Origin of the sequence: Pseudoalteromonas sp. S2755, from assembly GCF_005886535.1 — a bacterium.
Taxonomy (GTDB): domain Bacteria; phylum Pseudomonadota; class Gammaproteobacteria; order Enterobacterales; family Alteromonadaceae; genus Pseudoalteromonas.
In genome coordinates, this window is the sequence record NZ_PNDS01000101.1 from 23,705 (window position 1) to 39,749 (window position 16,045).

The following is a 16,045-nucleotide window of genomic DNA, read 5'->3' on the forward strand; positions in this document are numbered from 1 at the left end:
TGCTCCTTACATTCTGAAGACGCCAAATTTAGACTCTTTTTGCGGTGCGTTACTCGCAGCCTCTAAGGCAAGACCAAGTACTGTGCGCGTATCCGCAGGGTCGATAACGCCATCGTCCCAAAGCCTTGCGCTGGCATAGTATGGATGTCCTTGCTTTTCATACTGCTCGATGATTGGTTTTTTAAATTCACTCACTTCGGCATCGCTCATGCTAAGGCCCTTACGTGCTAAACCATCTTGTTTTACCTGCGTTAATACGCCTGCAGCTTGTTCACCACCCATTACGGAGATCCGTGCGTTTGGCCACATCCACATCATGGTTGGCTCGTAGGCTCTACCACACATGCCATAGTTACCAGCACCATATGAGCCGCCAATCAATACTGTAAACTTAGGTACATCAGCACAGGAAACGGCTGTTACCATTTTTGCACCGTGCTTAGCGATACCTTCCGCTTCGTATTTTTGGCCAACCATAAATCCAGTAATGTTCTGCAAAAACAGCAGCGGAATATTGCGTTGTGCACAGAGTTGAATAAAGTGTGCGCCTTTTTGCGCGGATTCAGAAAAGAGAATTCCGTTGTTTGCTACGATCCCTACAGGGTGACCATAAATTTCAGCAAAACCAGTCACGAGTGTTTCGCCGAAGTAGCGTTTAAATTCATCAAACTGAGAATCGTCCACGATACGGGCAATGACTTCGCGTACATCGAACGGCTTTTTCAGATCCGTACCGACAATGCCATACACCTCACTGATGTCATAACGTGGTGGTTTAGCATCTTGCAGGAACGGGCGAGTAGGGCGCTGATGATTAAGGCGTGACACGCACTGTCTTGCGATAGAAAGCGCATGCTCGTCATTTTCTGCATAGTGATCGGCTACACCAGAGATTTTACAGTGAACATCTGCGCCGCCTAAGTCTTCTGCACTCACTTCTTCACCCGTGGCCGCTTTAACAAGCGGTGGCCCTGCCAAGAAAATAGTGCCTTGTTCTTTGACGATAATACTTTCATCGGCCATCGCTGGTACATACGCGCCGCCAGCGGTACATAACCCCATGACCACAGCGATTTGTGGGATCCCTTTTGCAGACATACGGGCTTGATTGTAGAAAATCCGACCAAAATGCAATTTATCTGGGAACACTTCATCTTGCTCTGGCAAGTTCGCACCGCCAGAATCCACTAAATAAATACAAGGAAGATGGCAGCGCTCGGCGATTTCTTGCGCTCTTAGGTGTTTTTTTACAGTAATAGGGAAATAGGTTCCCCCTTTTACCGTCGCATCATTTGCCACAATCATGCATTCAACACCTTTAACGCGCCCGATCCCGGCGACCACACCAGCACAAGGAATATCTTGCTCGTAAACGCCAAACGCGGCGAATTGGCCAATTTCTAAAAAGGGTGAGCCCTCGTCAAGCAAGGTTTCAATTCGGTCACGTACAAATAATTTACCGCGACTTTGGTGACGAGCGATGAGCGCTTCACCACCGCCTTGGCTCAATGTGGCGACTTTATCTTTAAGATCAGCAACCAGCGATGCCATCGCATCGCTGTTTGCCTTAAACTGGGGATCATGCGGATTAACCGCAGAATTTAGTACCGTCATGTAGCACTCCTAGCGACTTTCGTTGAATAGCTCACGTCCGATAAGCATACGGCGGATCTCAGACGTACCAGCGCCAATTTCATACAGCTTGGCATCGCGAAGTAGTCGACCTGTAGGATATTCATTGATATAACCGTTTCCGCCTAGTAGCTGAATGGCATCAAGTGCAAGTTTGGTTGCAAGTTCTGCGGCATACAAAATTGCACCAGCAGCATCTTTACGTGTGGTTTCGCCACGGTCACAGGCTTTCGCCACGGTATAAACGTATGAGCGTGCGGCGTTCATTTGCGTGTACATGTCAGCAACTTTGCCCTGCACCAGCTGGAATTCACCGATGGATTGGTTAAATTGTTTACGCTCGTGAATATAAGGTACTACCACATCCATACAAGCCTGCATAATACCAAGCGGACCGCCTGCTAACACCACACGCTCGTAGTCAAGGCCACTCATGAGTACCTTAACGCCTTCGTTGTATTCGCCAAGGATGTTTTCTGCAGGTACTTCGCAGTTTTCGAATACCAGCTCACAGGTGTTTGAACCACGCATTCCAAGTTTGTCTAACTTTTGTGCCGTTGAAAAACCAGGGAAGCTTTTTTCGACGATAAAGGCTGTGATCCCACGAGGGCCTGCATTGGTATCCGTTTTTGCGTAAATCACAAAAACGTCGGCATCTGGACCATTAGTGATCCACATTTTATTACCGTTAAGGATGAACTTGTCACCTTGCTTTTCAGCACGCAGTTTCATTGACACCACGTCAGAGCCAGCATTGGGCTCACTCATTGCTAGTGCACCGATGTGTTCACCGCTGATAAGTTTTGGTAGATATTTTTCTTTTTGGGCTTGGTTGCCGTTACGGTTAATTTGGTTCACACATAGGTTTGAGTGTGCGCCGTAGCTTAAGCCAATTGATGCACTCGCACGGCTTATCTCTTCCATTGCGATAACGTGTTCAAGATAACCCATGTTTGAGCCGCCAAATTCTTCAGCGACGGTGATCCCAAGTAGGCCCATTTCGCCAAACTTTGGCCACATTTCGTTTGGAAATGCATTTTCTTGATCTGTTTTTTCAGCAAGTGGGGCAATTTCACTGGTCGCAAAGCTATTCACATGATCAAGGATCATGTCTGCTGTTTCGCCTAGTCCAAAGTTTAATTCTTTATATAAAGATACTGTGCTCATCGGTCTTCATCCTGTTGTGAGAGTTTATTTTTCGAGCTCGTGTAGGGTGTCGCGACAACGGCGTTCAGCCGTCACCAGTTCCATTAAGACAACTTTAATGTCGTCCATCTGTTGGCTTAAATCGGCTTTTTTCTCTTCAATGAGTTGCAACATGGTTTTAAGTTGCTTTTCGCTCGATTTGTCGGCGTCGTAAAGCTCAAATAGTCGGCCAGTTTCAGCAAGTGTAAAACCAAGGCGTTTGCCGCGAAGGATCAGTTTTAATCGAACTTTGTCACGTTTTGAGTAAATACGCGTTTGTCCTTGGCGCCTAGGAGAAAGGAGTCCTTGGTCTTCGTAAAAACGAATACTGCGAGTAGTAATATCAAATTCTTTAGCTAACTCGCTGATTGAATAGGTAGGTTCATTAATTTCTTGCATTTTTATTTACACTTACAACGTCACTGATTAGACCAATATAAGTGAAGTTTACGTAAAGGTAAAGTAAGAATAGCAGATCCTTCTTTAGTCTTATAAAAGGAATAATCTGTCCGTTCAATTGTCATCAAATCTTCATTACAGCTAGAGAAAATAAGCCTTGGAAACAAATTTGTGCAAGTTAGCTTTACACTTTCACTGATCTCGTTTGGCTTGATTTTAGATTTACGTTGGCGTAAACGTAAATATTATGTATGCTCGAATACAGAGTTAATTTTTAACAAGCCAAGATTGGCTTGTAAACAGGAGTTTTGCAATGAGTAACGAAGCTGTTGTCATCGTCGCTGCTAAGCGTACACCAATGGGTGGCTTTATGGGAAGCCTATCTGACGCAACCGCGACAGACTTAGGTGCGACTGCAATTAAAGCAGTAATGAATGAAACAGGTCTTAGTGACGCGAGTATAGACGAAGTTATCATGGGCTGTGTCTTACCTGCAGGTCTTGGTCAAGCGCCAGCGCGTCAAGCGATGCTACATGCGGGGCTTGCACGCTCGACGGGAGCAACCACTATTAACAAGGTGTGCGGCTCGGGTCTAAAAGCGGCGATGTTCGCGCATGATCTCATCCGCTCAGGTAGCATTCATTCTGCTATCGCTGGTGGCATGGAAAGCATGACTAACTCACCTTACTTTATTCCAAAAGCCCGTGGCGGAATGCGCATGGGTCATGGCGAAATCAAAGACCATATGATGGCTGATGGCTTAGAAGATGCTTATGACAATAAAGCGATGGGTTGTTTCGCACAAGCTACTGCTGATGAATATGGCATTACCCGTGAGCACATGGATGAATTTGCACTTGGCTCACTAAGTAAAGCAAACGCCGCAATCGAAAATGGCAGCTTTGGCAATGAAATTGCCCCTCATGTAATGAGTACGCGTAAGGGGGATGTTGAGGTTAATACTGACGAGCAACCTGGTAACGCGCGTCCAGACAAAATTCCATCACTTCGCCCAGCATTTAAAAAAGACGGCACTATCACTGCTGCTAACTCCTCGTCTATTTCTGACGGTGCAGCAGCGCTGATTTTAATGAGTGACTCAGAAGCGAAAAAGCACGGTTTGACACCGCTTTGTAAGATTGTTGCCCATGCAACTCACTCACAAGCGCCTGCTGAATTTACCGTGGCACCAGTCGGTGCGATGAATAAGCTGCTTGAAAAAGTGGGTTGGTCGACAGCTGACGTTGACCTTTGGGAAATCAACGAAGCGTTTGCCATGGTGACTATGTTGGCTATCAACGAAATGCAATTAGATAGCAGCAAAGTCAACGTTAACGGTGGTGCTTGTGCACTGGGTCACCCAATCGGTGCAAGCGGTGCTCGCATCTTGGTTACACTTATCCATGCACTAAGAAACCGCGGCTTATCAAAAGGCGTAGCGTCACTATGTATCGGTGGTGGTGAAGCTGTAGCGCTCGCGGTGGAAGTGTAAGTTACTGCAATTTATTTCGTTCAAGGGGCGCTGCGTTTTCCATAATTCTAATCATTCACGCAGCGCATAAACTCGTTTTATGGGGAGGAGTGCTTCATGCACCAAGTACCTTTATACATCAACGGTGAATTTTCACAGTCTCAGTCTGACAAATGGTTAGACGTTGTTAATCCGGCTAATCAAGAAGTATTAGCAAAAGTACCTTGTGCTACTAACGAAGAAGTACAAGCTGCAATTCATTCAGCTCAAGAAGCATTTAAAACGTGGCGTAATGTTCCGGTAACTGAGCGTGCGCGAATTATGATGCGTTATGCAGCGCTTCTTAAAGAGCATCAAGAAGAAATCGCAACCATCATTTGCCATGAACTAGGTAAAACTTTTGAAGATGCGAAAGGTGATGTATGGCGTGGTATTGAAGTGGTTGAGCAAGCATGTAATGCCCCTTCAATGATGATGGGCGAGACGGTAGAAAACGTTGCCCGAAATATCGACACCTATTCATATACCCAACCGCTAGGCGTTTGTGCGGGTATTACGCCATTTAACTTCCCAGCGATGATCCCACTGTGGATGTTCCCAATGGCAATTGTATGCGGTAACACCTTTGTACTTAAGCCATCAGAGCAAGATCCACTAACGCCAATGCGCTTGGTTGAACTGTTTGAAGAAGCCGGTGCGCCAAAAGGCGTACTACAGGTAGTACACGGTAGTAAGGATCAGGTCGACCAAATCCTTGAAGCGCCGGAAATTCGCGCGATTTCTTTCGTGGGTTCTTGTGGTGTTGGTCAATACATTTACAGCAAAGGTACGCAAAACCTCAAACGCGTTCAAGCGTGTGTTGGTGCAAAAAACCACATGGTTATCATGCCAGATGCGAAAAAAGAACAAGTGATCAATAACCTGGTTGGCTCTTCGGTCGGCGCGGGTGGTCAGCGCTGTATGGGGATCTCAGTTGCCGTGTTTGTTGGCCAATCACAACAGTGGGTAGAGGAACTAAAAGACGCAATGGCGAAGGTTCGTCCTGGCGTTTGGGATGATCCTGAAGCCGCTTATGGTCCGCAAACGACGCCGCAGGCTAAAGCGCGCATTCTGTCGCTGATTGACAGTGGTAAGCAGCAAGGCGCAACTTGTTTGCTAGACGGTTCTGATTTTACAGTTGAGGGTTATGAAAATGGTAACTGGGTAGGTCCAACACTATTTTCAAATGTCACAACTGAAATGGATATCTACAAAGAAGAAATCTTTGGCCCAGTCCTTTGTTGTGTCTTTGTCGATAGTTTAGATGAAGCAATTACGCTTATTAATAACAACCCATACGGCAACGGCACCTCATTATTCACTGCAAGCGGTGGCGCAGCACGTAAGTTCCAGCGTGAAATCGAAGTGGGTCAGGTCGGCATTAACATTCCTATTCCTGTGCCATTGCCGTTCTTCTCATTTACTGGTTGGAAGAACTCATTCTACGGTGACCAACACACTTATGGTAAGCAAGGCGTGCGTTTCTATACAGAAACCAAAACGATTACCTCACGTTGGTTTGACGATGAGGCTGTCAGTGGTCCAAATATGAGTATCAACCTTAGATAACTCATATTGCATAGCGTGCTCTGCAGGGGGAGCACGCTATTTTTTACCAAAACGATAAGAATTACCGACACACATTCAGGGTGTCAGAACAGCAAGAGAGGTCTAGCGTGGACTTTAACCTAAACGAAGATCAACAAGCATTTGCCGATATGGCGCACCAATTTGCAATGAGCGAGCTTGCTCCACATGCTGCAAAATGGGATCAAGAGCACATTTTTCCAAAAGACGTAATTCAAAAAGCAGGTGAGCTTGGTTTTTGCGGTCTATATACGCCAGAAGAGGCAGGTGGTCTGGGTTTATCTCGCCTTGACTCAAGTATTATTTTTGAGCAACTTTCTATGGGTTGTACAGCAACAACCGCCATGTTGACTATTCATAACATGGCAACGTGGATGATAGCGAGCTTTGCAACGGAAGAAACCAAAGCAAAATATATGGATCAGTTAGTGACAGGTGAGCTACTGGCTTCTTACTGTCTAACTGAGCCAGGCTCTGGCTCTGATGCTGCATCTCTGAAAACAAAAGCAATAAAAGAAGGCGATGAGTACGTTTTGTCTGGCTCTAAGATGTTTATCTCAGGGGCAGGTGAAACCGACGTATTGGTGGTAATGGCAAGAACCGGTGAAGACGGTCCAAAAGGTATTTCGGCATTTGTTGTACCTGCCGATGCTGACGGCGTTATTTATGGCAAAGCAGAAGAAAAAATGGGTTGGAACGCACAACCTACGCGCCTTATCACGCTTGAAAATGTTCGTATCCCAGCTGCAAACCTGCTAGGCCAAGAAGGAGAAGGCTTCAAATTTGCGATGCAAGGCCTTGATGGTGGTCGTATTAATATTGCAACTTGCTCGATTGGTACAGCCCAGCAGGCGCTCAATACCGCCAAGCAGTATATGCAAGAGCGTTCTCAGTTTGGCAAACCTTTAGCGGCGTTCCAAGCACTGCAATTTAAAATTGCAGATATGAATACAGAACTTGTGGCTGCGCGCCAAATGGTCCGACTTGCGGCATTTAAATTGGATAGCAACGACCCTGAAAAGACTACTTATTGCGCTATGGCAAAGCGCTTTGCCACTGATGTAGGCACTAAGGTGTGTGATGATGCACTGCAAATTCATGGTGGTTACGGGTATATCAAAGAATATCCCCTGGAGCGCCACCTTCGTGACGTACGTGTTCATCAGATCCTTGAAGGTACAAACGAAATCATGCGTGTAATTATTGCACGTCGGATCTTAGCTGAAGGCGCGGCAAGCGTCCTATAAGGAGAGCATCATGACTGCACAATTAAAACTCGAAAAACAAGGCCATACTGCCGTTGTTACTATGTCAAATCCACCTGCGAATACGTGGACAAAAGACACACTGACTGCACTTAAAAATCTAGTAATCGAATTGAACGCAGATAAAGAAATCTATTCTTTAGTGATCACTGGTGAAGGTGAAAAGTTCTTTTCAGCTGGTGCGGATCTAAACGTATTTGCCGACGGCGACAAAGGGGTCGCTGCGGATATGTCTCGAGTATTTGGCGAAGCGTTTGAAACACTCAGCGACTTTAGAGGCGTATCTATTGCTGCTATCAATGGTTTTGCAATGGGTGGCGGCTTAGAAGTCGCACTAGCATGCGATATCCGTATTGCCGAAGCTCAAGCCCAAATGGCACTTCCTGAGGCGAAAGTCGGGTTGTTACCTTGTGCTGGCGGCACACAAAATTTGTCTTGGCTTGTGGGCGAAGGCTGGGCAAAACGTATGATTTTATGTGGTGAACGCTTAAAAGCTGATAAAGCACAGCAAATTGGCTTAGTTGAAGAAGTGGTCGAGCAGGGTAAAGCACTCGAGGCTGCGCTTGAACTTGCTAAGAAAGTAGAAGATCAAAGTCCAGTTGCGGTCACAGCTTGTAAGGCCCTCATTCAAAAAGGTCGCACTGGCACAATCAATAGCGCATTGCCGCTGGAACGCGAACTCTTTGTAACACTATTCGATACGCAAGATCAAAAAGAAGGCGTAAACGCGTTTTTAGAGAAGCGTAAAGCGAATTGGGTAAATGGCTAATGATTGAATTTGAGCTAATAAATCACGAAGAGGCGCCGGTTATATTCGAACAGGCAACCTGCCATAACGGGATGAAAATAGCGCTGGCGACATTAAATGCACCAAAAGCGTTAAATGCCTTAAACCTTGATATGATCCGTTTGCTCGCGCCACAACTAGACGCTTGGGCAAACGACCCGCAAATAGCAATGGTTATGCTAAAAGGTGCTGGAGAGAAGGCGTTTTGTGCCGGCGGCGATGTCGTGAGTTTATATCGCGAAATGTCGTCTGATACGAGTAACGCATTAATCGAAACCTTTTTTAGTGAAGAGTACCGGTTAGATTATCAAATCCATAACTATGATAAGCCAATCCTACTTTGGGGTAATGGCATCATCATGGGTGGTGGACTGGGCCTAACGGCTGGCGCAAGCCATAAAGTGATGACCGAAACGTCGCGCATTGCTATGCCGGAAATCACCATTGGCTTATACCCTGATGTTGGTGGGAGCTATTTCCTCAATAAGATGCCAAAAGGCGTTGGACTATTCTTGGGTCTTACCGCTGCAAACATTAACGCTGCGGATGCCAAGCTGGTTGGGCTCGCCGACCACTTTATGGACTCAGAAAAACTGAGCTTACTATTACAAAACCTAGTTGAAGTGAACTGGGGCAAAACCAATGTATTAAATCATGAAAAGCTCACGCAGTTGTTGTTGTCACTAGATGAAGCCTCTCATGCGCCGCCAAAAAGCGAAATTAAACCGCTTATCAAGGTGTTCGAAGCGCTTGATGAGAAAGATGATTTATCAGAGCAGGTTGAGTTTATTTTGGCGTTGGATAGCACTGACAACAAATGGCTAAGCAAGGCACAGGCTGCATTAAAGCATGGTTCACCATTAAGTGCTGCATTGGTTAAAGCTCAGCTCACTAGAAGTGCAGGCAAAACACTAAGAGACTGTTTTAAGCAGGAATTAGGAATGTCGGTAACGGCTGGTGAGTTTGGTGAGTTTCAAGAAGGTGTTCGTGCGTTGCTTATTGATAAGGATGGTAAGCCAAATTGGCGATTTAAATCTGTCGCCGAAGTTACAGACGACGCGGTAGAACGCTTTTTTGCACCTCGCTGGGATGAAAACGATCACCCATTGCGTGACTTATAAGGAGTGACTTAAATGGCACAAGTAGGATTTATCGGCTTAGGTAATATGGGTGGTCCAATGGCCATTAACCTGTTAAAGGCTGGCCACCAAGTATGTGTATTCGATTTGAACCCTGAGGTTGTTGCGACGCTTGAAGCGAGTGGCGCGACGAAAGCGACGGTTGTGAGCGATGTATGTCGCGAAGCCGATTATGTGATCAGTATGCTGCCTGCAGGCAAGCATGTTCGAGCTGTGTATACAGGTGATGATGGGTTAATTAATTATTTGTCTAAAAACACACAAGTAATTGATTGCTCGACCATTGATGCTGAATCTGCTCAGTTTGTTGGCAACAAGTTGGCAGAATCGGGTATTTCATTTGTCGATGCGCCCGTGTCTGGCGGTGTGGCAGGTGCAGCGGCCGGTACCTTAACTTTTATTGTCGGCGGTAATAAAGCGGACTTTGAACGTGCACATGTGGTACTGACCAATATGGGTAAGAATATCTTCCATGCTGGAGATATTGGTGCAGGGCAAGTCGCTAAGATATGTAACAATATGCTGTTATCAATACTTATGGCGGGCACAAGTGAAGCGCTGCAAATGGGTGTAGATCATGGCTTAGATCCTAAAGTATTGAGCGAAATTATGCTAAACAGCTCTGGTCGTAATTGGACGCTTGAGCTATACAACCCATGTCCTGATGTACTAGAAAATGTGCCTTCTTCGAACGGTTATAAGCCGGGCTTTATGGTTGATTTAATGGCTAAAGATCTTGGCCTTGCGATGCAATCTGCGCAGCAAACGAATTCTGCGACGCCTATGGGGGCGCTTGCAAAGAATTTGTATAACTTGATGCAAAATCAAGGCAAAGGCAGTGAAGACTTTAGTGCGATTTTTAAGCTTTATTCAGAGAAATAGGACACTATGGATATTAACAATAAAACAGTTGTGATCACTGGTGGTGCGCAAGGCTTAGGTCTTGCCATGGCGACTGAAATGGCAAAGCATGGGGCAAAACTTGCCCTGATTGATATGCAAGAAGACGTTTTAGCAGAAGCGAAGCACGAACTTGCTCAATTCGGCACACAAGTTAACACGTATGTCGCTAATGTTAGTCAAGAATCAGACGTCGAAAATGTGTTTAATGCCATCGTAAATGACTTCGGTGATATTTCGGTATTAATAAATAATGCAGGTATTTTGCGTGACGGTTTGCTACTCAAAGCAAAAGATGGGCAAGTCATCGACAAAATGTCGCTTTCGCAATTTCAATCCGTTATTGATGTCAACCTCACAGGTGTTTTCCTGTGCGGCCGCGAAGCTGCGGTCAAAATGGTAGAAGCGGGTAATGGTGGCGTGATCATTAATATGTCTAGCGTTGCACGCGCTGGTAATATGGGACAAACTAATTATTCAGCGGCAAAGTCAGGTGTCGTTGCGATGACTACCAGCTGGGCTAAAGAATTAGGTCGTTTTGGTATTCGCGTGGGCGCAATTGCACCGGGTGTGATCCGTACAAAAATGACCGATGCAATGAAGCCTGAAGCCAAAGAGCGCCTAGTGAAAATGAAGCCGGTAGGGCGTCTTGGTGAAGCGCAAGAAATTGCCCATACAGCAAAATATATCATTGAAAATGATTTCTTTACGGGACGTGTCGTTGAGATTGACGGCGGCATTCGCTTGTAATGAAAAAATAGGCTTGGTTTTACAACTGTAGTCCAAGTTCCTACTTGAGTGTGTGAAGCGGCAATGCAAATTGCCGCTTTTTTATTTAGAAGACACTAAATGCTTGAGGAGAAGCACTTGAAGTTATCTGGGATACATCACGTTGCTATTATTTGTTCTGACTACCAACGATCAAAGGTCTTTTATACCGAAGTACTTGGGTTGCGCGTACTCAATGAAAACTATCGAAAAGATAGATCATCCTACAAATTAGATCTTGCGCTGCCAGATGGCAGCCAGATTGAGTTGTTTTCGTTTCCAAATCCTCCAAAACGACCATCACATCCGGAGGCGCAAGGGCTTAGACATTTAGCATTTAGGGTATCAGATATGGATGCTTGTATTGCACACCTTTTGCATTATCAAGTGGCTGTAGAGCCTGTTCGAATAGATGAATATACAGGCAAACGATTTACCTTTTTCAGCGATCCTGATGGCTTGCCGCTAGAGCTTTATGAGCAATGTTAAGATGATAACAACTTTAAAAGGGTTAAATTATGTATGAGATGTTAGTGGCGATGGAAATTCATAACAGCGAGCGGTATGCCAAATATCGTGAAGCGATGAAGCCAATCTTAAGACTATATGGTGGTGGATTTAGTAACGATTTTCATATTGCAGAAACTCTGCAAACTGAGGGACAGTGCCAAGCTAATAGACTTTTTACCATATATTTTCCTGATCAAGCTTCAATGGAGTCCTTTTTCAGTGATGCTGAATATGTAGAGGTAAAAGCACGATACTTTGAAGATAGTGTTAGCGGGTTTGATATTTTGGCGAGTTACACTAGATAAAGCTCATATAAGGAGCAAAATTGGGTAAAGTTTACTTTATGTAGGTCGATAACGTTTAATAACTCCGCGGTAAATTGAATTTGTAACAAGGATATAGGTTATGAATATAAGGTCACAATATCAAATAAATAACGGTAGTTTTATAAATTCAACTGCGTCAGAAAAACTACATGAAAAAGTAACAGAGGTCGCAGCAAATAGAGGCGACGATGATCCCAATCAATTACTCAGTTCAAACAATGAATTAACTATTGATTTTTCCTATACACAATCACCAGTCACATATAGTAAAGAATTTTTTCTCAACCTAGACCTCAGCATGATCGGGCTTAAGCGCTATGGGATTCATCGAGAGCATATGGGAACGGATGAAAATGGCCATATTTATAAAGATACCTATGGTGATTTTGAAGGAAGAGAGAAAATTGACGAATTTCTAGCTATTTTCGATCGCTTGGACGAAGAACAAAAAATAAAGTTTTCCCACTTTAAACCAACAGAAGCACTTCTTGACGTTGCTAACAGGTTAACTGATGAGGAGCTTGGTCAGCTCACCGACTTTATTGTCGAGTCGTTGTCTATCAACTTACTGGATCCAAAAAAGGATGATTATTCTACCAAGCTAATAAATAAGCTTAGCAATATGTCAGATGAGGTATTACAAGATACGGTGAAGACTATGTCTAAGCTGATGGAGCAAGCTGACAATAAAGTCTTCGCTGAACCAAATTTACCAGCTTATCTGCTAGATAAAGACGGCCATGCTGATTTCGATTTAAATGTAAGAGGTTTAGGCTTTTTTGAAGATGTAAATGCGTATGGTGACATGAACAACCAATTATTAAATGACTATGCAAAATTTGTCATTGATAACAAATTCTCAGACGGTGATCTTTTAGATCTGAACGCGCATTTAGCAAATTCTGATTTTGATACGAGTCGTGGCATGCTAGATATGGCAACCTTGGTTAAGGCAAATGACCGAACTACTTTTATAGAAATGTTAAACGAAGTGGATACGCGGGAGCCGAACAACCTGTTCGCAAGATTGAGTAAACTGAATTACGAAAATGAGAATACAGAGTACTTTAGAACTGACAATAGAGACTACGTTAAATTTAAGGGCGCACCAGCTGACGATAACGAAAAGAGTAGGTTATACAATCAGCTGATAAAAGCATATGAAAATCAAGGGCTTGGTTGGATGAATGATGTCATGGAGCAATCCGAAGACGCGCCTGTTAGAACCCAGCTAACTATGTGGCTATCTATTTTAGAAGATGTGGAGGAAAACCCCGATGCGTTTAAACGCTCAGACTCTGTCGAAACTTGGATGGAGCGCAATTTAGCTGGGATTGTAAATGACTACTATCAAGGTATAAAAGAAAAGGTATTTGCGCATAATGAGGAGCTAGATAACTTTCTCGATATGAGCATGCTTGAATTGCTTGAGCTAGATGAAGTTGAAGGATCAGAGCCTGATGATCAAGCTCCTCGCACTCAATAGAATATCTATCACTTTGCAAAAATTGTTCTACACTTAGCTAATATCAGAACAAGTTAAGTATTTCAAAAGCTTGCTATAACTCGTAGTGAAATCACAGCGTCGCAGGCTAAAACTAGGAGCGTTTAATGCGTGGTGTGATATTTAGAGGCTTAGAAGAATTAGTCGTAGAAGCGATTGGCATGCAAGCTTGGGATGAGTTACTCGAAGCACATGCCCCTGAGGGGAGGGTTTATGTTTCTCCTACATCCTATCCTGATGAAGAGTTATTTGCGTTAGCACAAGGTGTTGCTGATAAGTTGGAAAAACCATTAACAGATGTATTGGCCATTTTTGGGCAGTCACTATTTGGATTTTTGGCGGAAAAGCATAAAGGTATTTCATCAAAATTTGCATCATTTGAAGAGCTAGTTTTATCGATCGATAGCGTGATACATATGGAGGTAAAAAAGCTTTATAACGAACCCAATTTACCTTCTATTTCAGCAATAGTAAAAGACGATAAAACCATAGTGCTAGAATATTGCTCAAGTCGTAAGTTATGTTTCTGTGCAGAAGGCCTACTTCATGGCGCAGCTCAGTTTTATAGCCGAAAGTTGAAAATTGAACATCCGCAGTGTATGCACAAGGGTTCAAGCCACTGCATACTTATTCTTCATTTGGATTAGTTGATGTCTGAAGATACCGATTATAAAAAGGCGTACTTAAGAGAGCGCCGTGCACGTGATGAAGTTGAGTCCTTACTGGAAGAGAAAACACGTGCCTTATATTTGGCTAACCAAACGCTTGAACGTCAACTAGAACAGCTTAAGAATCAACAAGCGGTATTAATAAACAATGAGCGAATGGCTACATTAGGGACATTGTCAGCAGGTGTAGCACACGAATTAAATAACCCATTGGCATATGTGGCGGGTAACCTAGAGTCACTTAATTTTTATATCTCGCCGATATTACAGTTGCTTGAGACTGTTAAATTACTTGAACAGAATGATTTGAGAGGTAGTGAATTAGAAACTCGCCTCGTTAATATATATTTGAAACAACGCCTTGACGAAATTGCGGATGATCTACCTGAGCTCATTCATGATACATTGCATGGCTGTGAACGAATTAAAGCCATAGTAAACGATTTAATGAATTTCTCCCGCTCAAATAATGACAGCTTTAGTAGTGCTTCGTTAAAAAAGATAATTGAAGACACGCTTCGTTTACTTCATGGCCAACTTAAGGGATACGAGCTAACCGTAGCGATTGAAGATGTCCCAAATATCTCTTGCAAAGAGGGGGCGTTAAAGCAAGCTATCATCAACCTGTTAGTAAATGCGAAGTATGCAGTGGACATGAGCCACAAGTCGCACAAATCAATCGAAGTGTTGCTAGCACTAGGTAAAGATCAAGATATTATCTTAAGCATTAGCGACAATGGAGTTGGTATTGACGCAGATGTGCTCCCTAGGCTTTTCGATCCGTTCTTTACGACCAAACCTGTAGGCGAGGGGACGGGCATGGGGCTTGCCGTTACTCAAGCAATTGTGAAAGAGCATAAAGGAAAAATCGAGGTCCATAGCCAAGAAGGCGTAGGTAGCCAGTTCACTATATCTTTTCCTCTAGAGTAGTGAGGATCTTGAATATGTTCCCATTTTATAATACGGTGATTTAGTAGATTCGACGCGTTCTCAAACCTTTTCATCTGAGTGTTCGAAACTCATCTTTTATACTAAAACGTAATAGGGAAATTATGGCGATTGAACTGAAAGTACCCGTGTTGCCTGAGTTAATAGACACTGCAAAAATTACAAAACTCTACGTATCCGAAGGAAATCAAGTTGCGAAGGATCAGATCTTATGTGATATCGAAACTGCTAAGGTCCTGTTGGAGTTGCGCGCTCCCGATGCAAGCCATGTAAGCAAAATTGTGGTGAATGAGGGAGATATTTTGGAAGCTGATGCACTTATCATGTCAATCACTCCAGATGCAAAATTAAACCACTTGGTTGCACCTAAACTGAAGAGTACTCATCAGTTACTCAGTAATGAAGACATCAACGCCGAGCATGAGTTCAAAGGTAAAGGCAATATTGATGTGCAGATTGATGCATTACCTGACTTTGTAGATAGTGCGACAATTATTGAAATCTATGTCAAAGAAGGAGATAAGGTTGTTTGTGGCGATAAACTTTGTGATGTTTATACTGATAAGGCTGTTCTTGAAGTAAGTGCTCCCAACGATGGTATAGTATGCGACTTTATCAAAAAGCTTGAACAAACAGTTACATCTGGCGAAACAATTGTCACTTTGTATCACCCCGAGTATATCGCGTCTGAGCTCGAACCTGAGCCACAAGAGGATAATATTGATGCTTTATTGGCTCAAGTGCTGTTAGATCCAGCTTTGGATAATGAACCCCCTACACTGGTCGAACTTAATGCATCCTCTCACCAGGCTACATGCGATAATTTAGAAGCTCAGGAAGACCTAGCGGAAGTCGAAGTAACCGATAGCACGGTTATTGATACTGACCTTATGATCGGATGGGCGGCGAGTAGTTAT

16 protein-coding genes are annotated in these 16,045 nt (G+C 43.9%); 13 read left to right on the forward strand and 3 right to left on the reverse strand.

From position 1 onward, the window contains the following. Positions 1-6: 6 nt before the first annotated feature. From CWC03_RS16205 to CWC03_RS16215, 3 genes are read right to left on the reverse strand one after another with little or no spacing between them, the layout of a single operon-like run. Positions 7-1,614, reverse strand: coding sequence for a carboxyl transferase domain-containing protein (locus tag CWC03_RS16205; protein ID WP_138582765.1), 1,608 nt, complete (start codon positions 1,612-1,614; stop codon positions 7-9). Positions 1,615-1,623: 9 nt separating this feature from the next. Continuing rightward, positions 1,624-2,799, reverse strand: coding sequence for an isovaleryl-CoA dehydrogenase (locus tag CWC03_RS16210; RefSeq protein WP_138582766.1), 1,176 nt, complete (start codon positions 2,797-2,799; stop codon positions 1,624-1,626). 24 nt (positions 2,800-2,823) lie between these two features. Next, a complete protein-coding gene (locus CWC03_RS16215; protein ID WP_010378624.1) occupies positions 2,824-3,216 on the reverse strand; it encodes a MerR family transcriptional regulator in 393 nt (130 codons plus the stop codon). 313 nt (positions 3,217-3,529) lie between these two features. Between CWC03_RS16215 and CWC03_RS16220 the strand changes: the two genes are divergently transcribed. From CWC03_RS16220 to CWC03_RS16280, 13 genes are all read left to right on the forward strand, one after another. Continuing rightward, positions 3,530-4,708 carry an acetyl-CoA C-acyltransferase gene (locus CWC03_RS16220; RefSeq protein ID WP_138582767.1) on the forward strand — a complete coding sequence of 393 codons (1,179 nt, stop codon included), beginning with the start codon at positions 3,530-3,532 and terminating at the stop codon, positions 4,706-4,708. A 96-nt stretch (positions 4,709-4,804) separates the two neighbouring features. Then, positions 4,805-6,295, forward strand: a complete 1,491-nt coding sequence (locus CWC03_RS16225) for a CoA-acylating methylmalonate-semialdehyde dehydrogenase (protein WP_010378628.1) — start codon at positions 4,805-4,807, stop codon at positions 6,293-6,295. 107 nt (positions 6,296-6,402) lie between these two features. Next, positions 6,403-7,560, forward strand: coding sequence for an acyl-CoA dehydrogenase family protein (locus tag CWC03_RS16230; protein WP_128725998.1), 1,158 nt, complete (start codon positions 6,403-6,405; stop codon positions 7,558-7,560). A gap of 10 nt (positions 7,561-7,570) precedes the next feature. Further along, positions 7,571-8,347, forward strand: coding sequence for an enoyl-CoA hydratase (locus CWC03_RS16235; protein ID WP_039497662.1), 777 nt, complete (start codon positions 7,571-7,573; stop codon positions 8,345-8,347). After that, entirely contained in the window at positions 8,347-9,486 is a 1,140-nt protein-coding gene (locus CWC03_RS16240) for an enoyl-CoA hydratase/isomerase family protein (protein WP_138582768.1), read from the forward strand. Before CWC03_RS16235 ends, CWC03_RS16240 begins: the two co-directional genes overlap by 1 nt. 12 nt (positions 9,487-9,498) lie before the next feature. Next, positions 9,499-10,386 (forward strand): 3-hydroxyisobutyrate dehydrogenase, encoded by an 888-nt coding sequence (mmsB, locus tag CWC03_RS16245; RefSeq protein WP_128726001.1) that lies wholly within the window; start codon positions 9,499-9,501, stop codon positions 10,384-10,386. Between the two features lie 6 nt (positions 10,387-10,392). Next, on the forward strand, positions 10,393-11,154 hold the full coding sequence (locus CWC03_RS16250) for an SDR family oxidoreductase (RefSeq protein ID WP_010604931.1): 762 nt from the start codon (positions 10,393-10,395) through the stop codon (positions 11,152-11,154). A 99-nt stretch (positions 11,155-11,253) separates the two neighbouring features. Further along, positions 11,254-11,661 (forward strand): SMU1112c/YaeR family gloxylase I-like metalloprotein, encoded by a 408-nt coding sequence (gloA2, locus tag CWC03_RS16255; RefSeq protein WP_138582769.1) that lies wholly within the window; start codon positions 11,254-11,256, stop codon positions 11,659-11,661. 29 nt (positions 11,662-11,690) lie between these two features. Beyond that, positions 11,691-11,987: a DUF1330 domain-containing protein gene (locus CWC03_RS16260; protein WP_138582770.1), complete on the forward strand. Its 297-nt coding sequence runs from the start codon at positions 11,691-11,693 to the stop codon at positions 11,985-11,987. Positions 11,988-12,087: 100 nt separating this feature from the next. Beyond that, the gene (locus CWC03_RS16265) at positions 12,088-13,494 is read left to right on the forward strand and encodes a hypothetical protein (RefSeq protein WP_138582771.1); all 1,407 of its coding nucleotides are present in this window, start codon (positions 12,088-12,090) and stop codon (positions 13,492-13,494) included. A 125-nt stretch (positions 13,495-13,619) separates the two neighbouring features. Continuing rightward, on the forward strand, positions 13,620-14,159 hold the full coding sequence (locus tag CWC03_RS16270) for a heme NO-binding domain-containing protein (RefSeq protein ID WP_138582772.1): 540 nt from the start codon (positions 13,620-13,622) through the stop codon (positions 14,157-14,159). 3 nt (positions 14,160-14,162) lie between these two features. Continuing rightward, positions 14,163-15,110, forward strand: coding sequence for a sensor histidine kinase (locus CWC03_RS16275; RefSeq protein WP_138582773.1), 948 nt, complete (start codon positions 14,163-14,165; stop codon positions 15,108-15,110). 122 nt (positions 15,111-15,232) lie between these two features. Beyond that, positions 15,233-16,045 (forward strand): biotin/lipoyl-containing protein (locus CWC03_RS16280; RefSeq protein ID WP_138582774.1); only part of this gene is annotated, 813 nt, incomplete at its 3' end.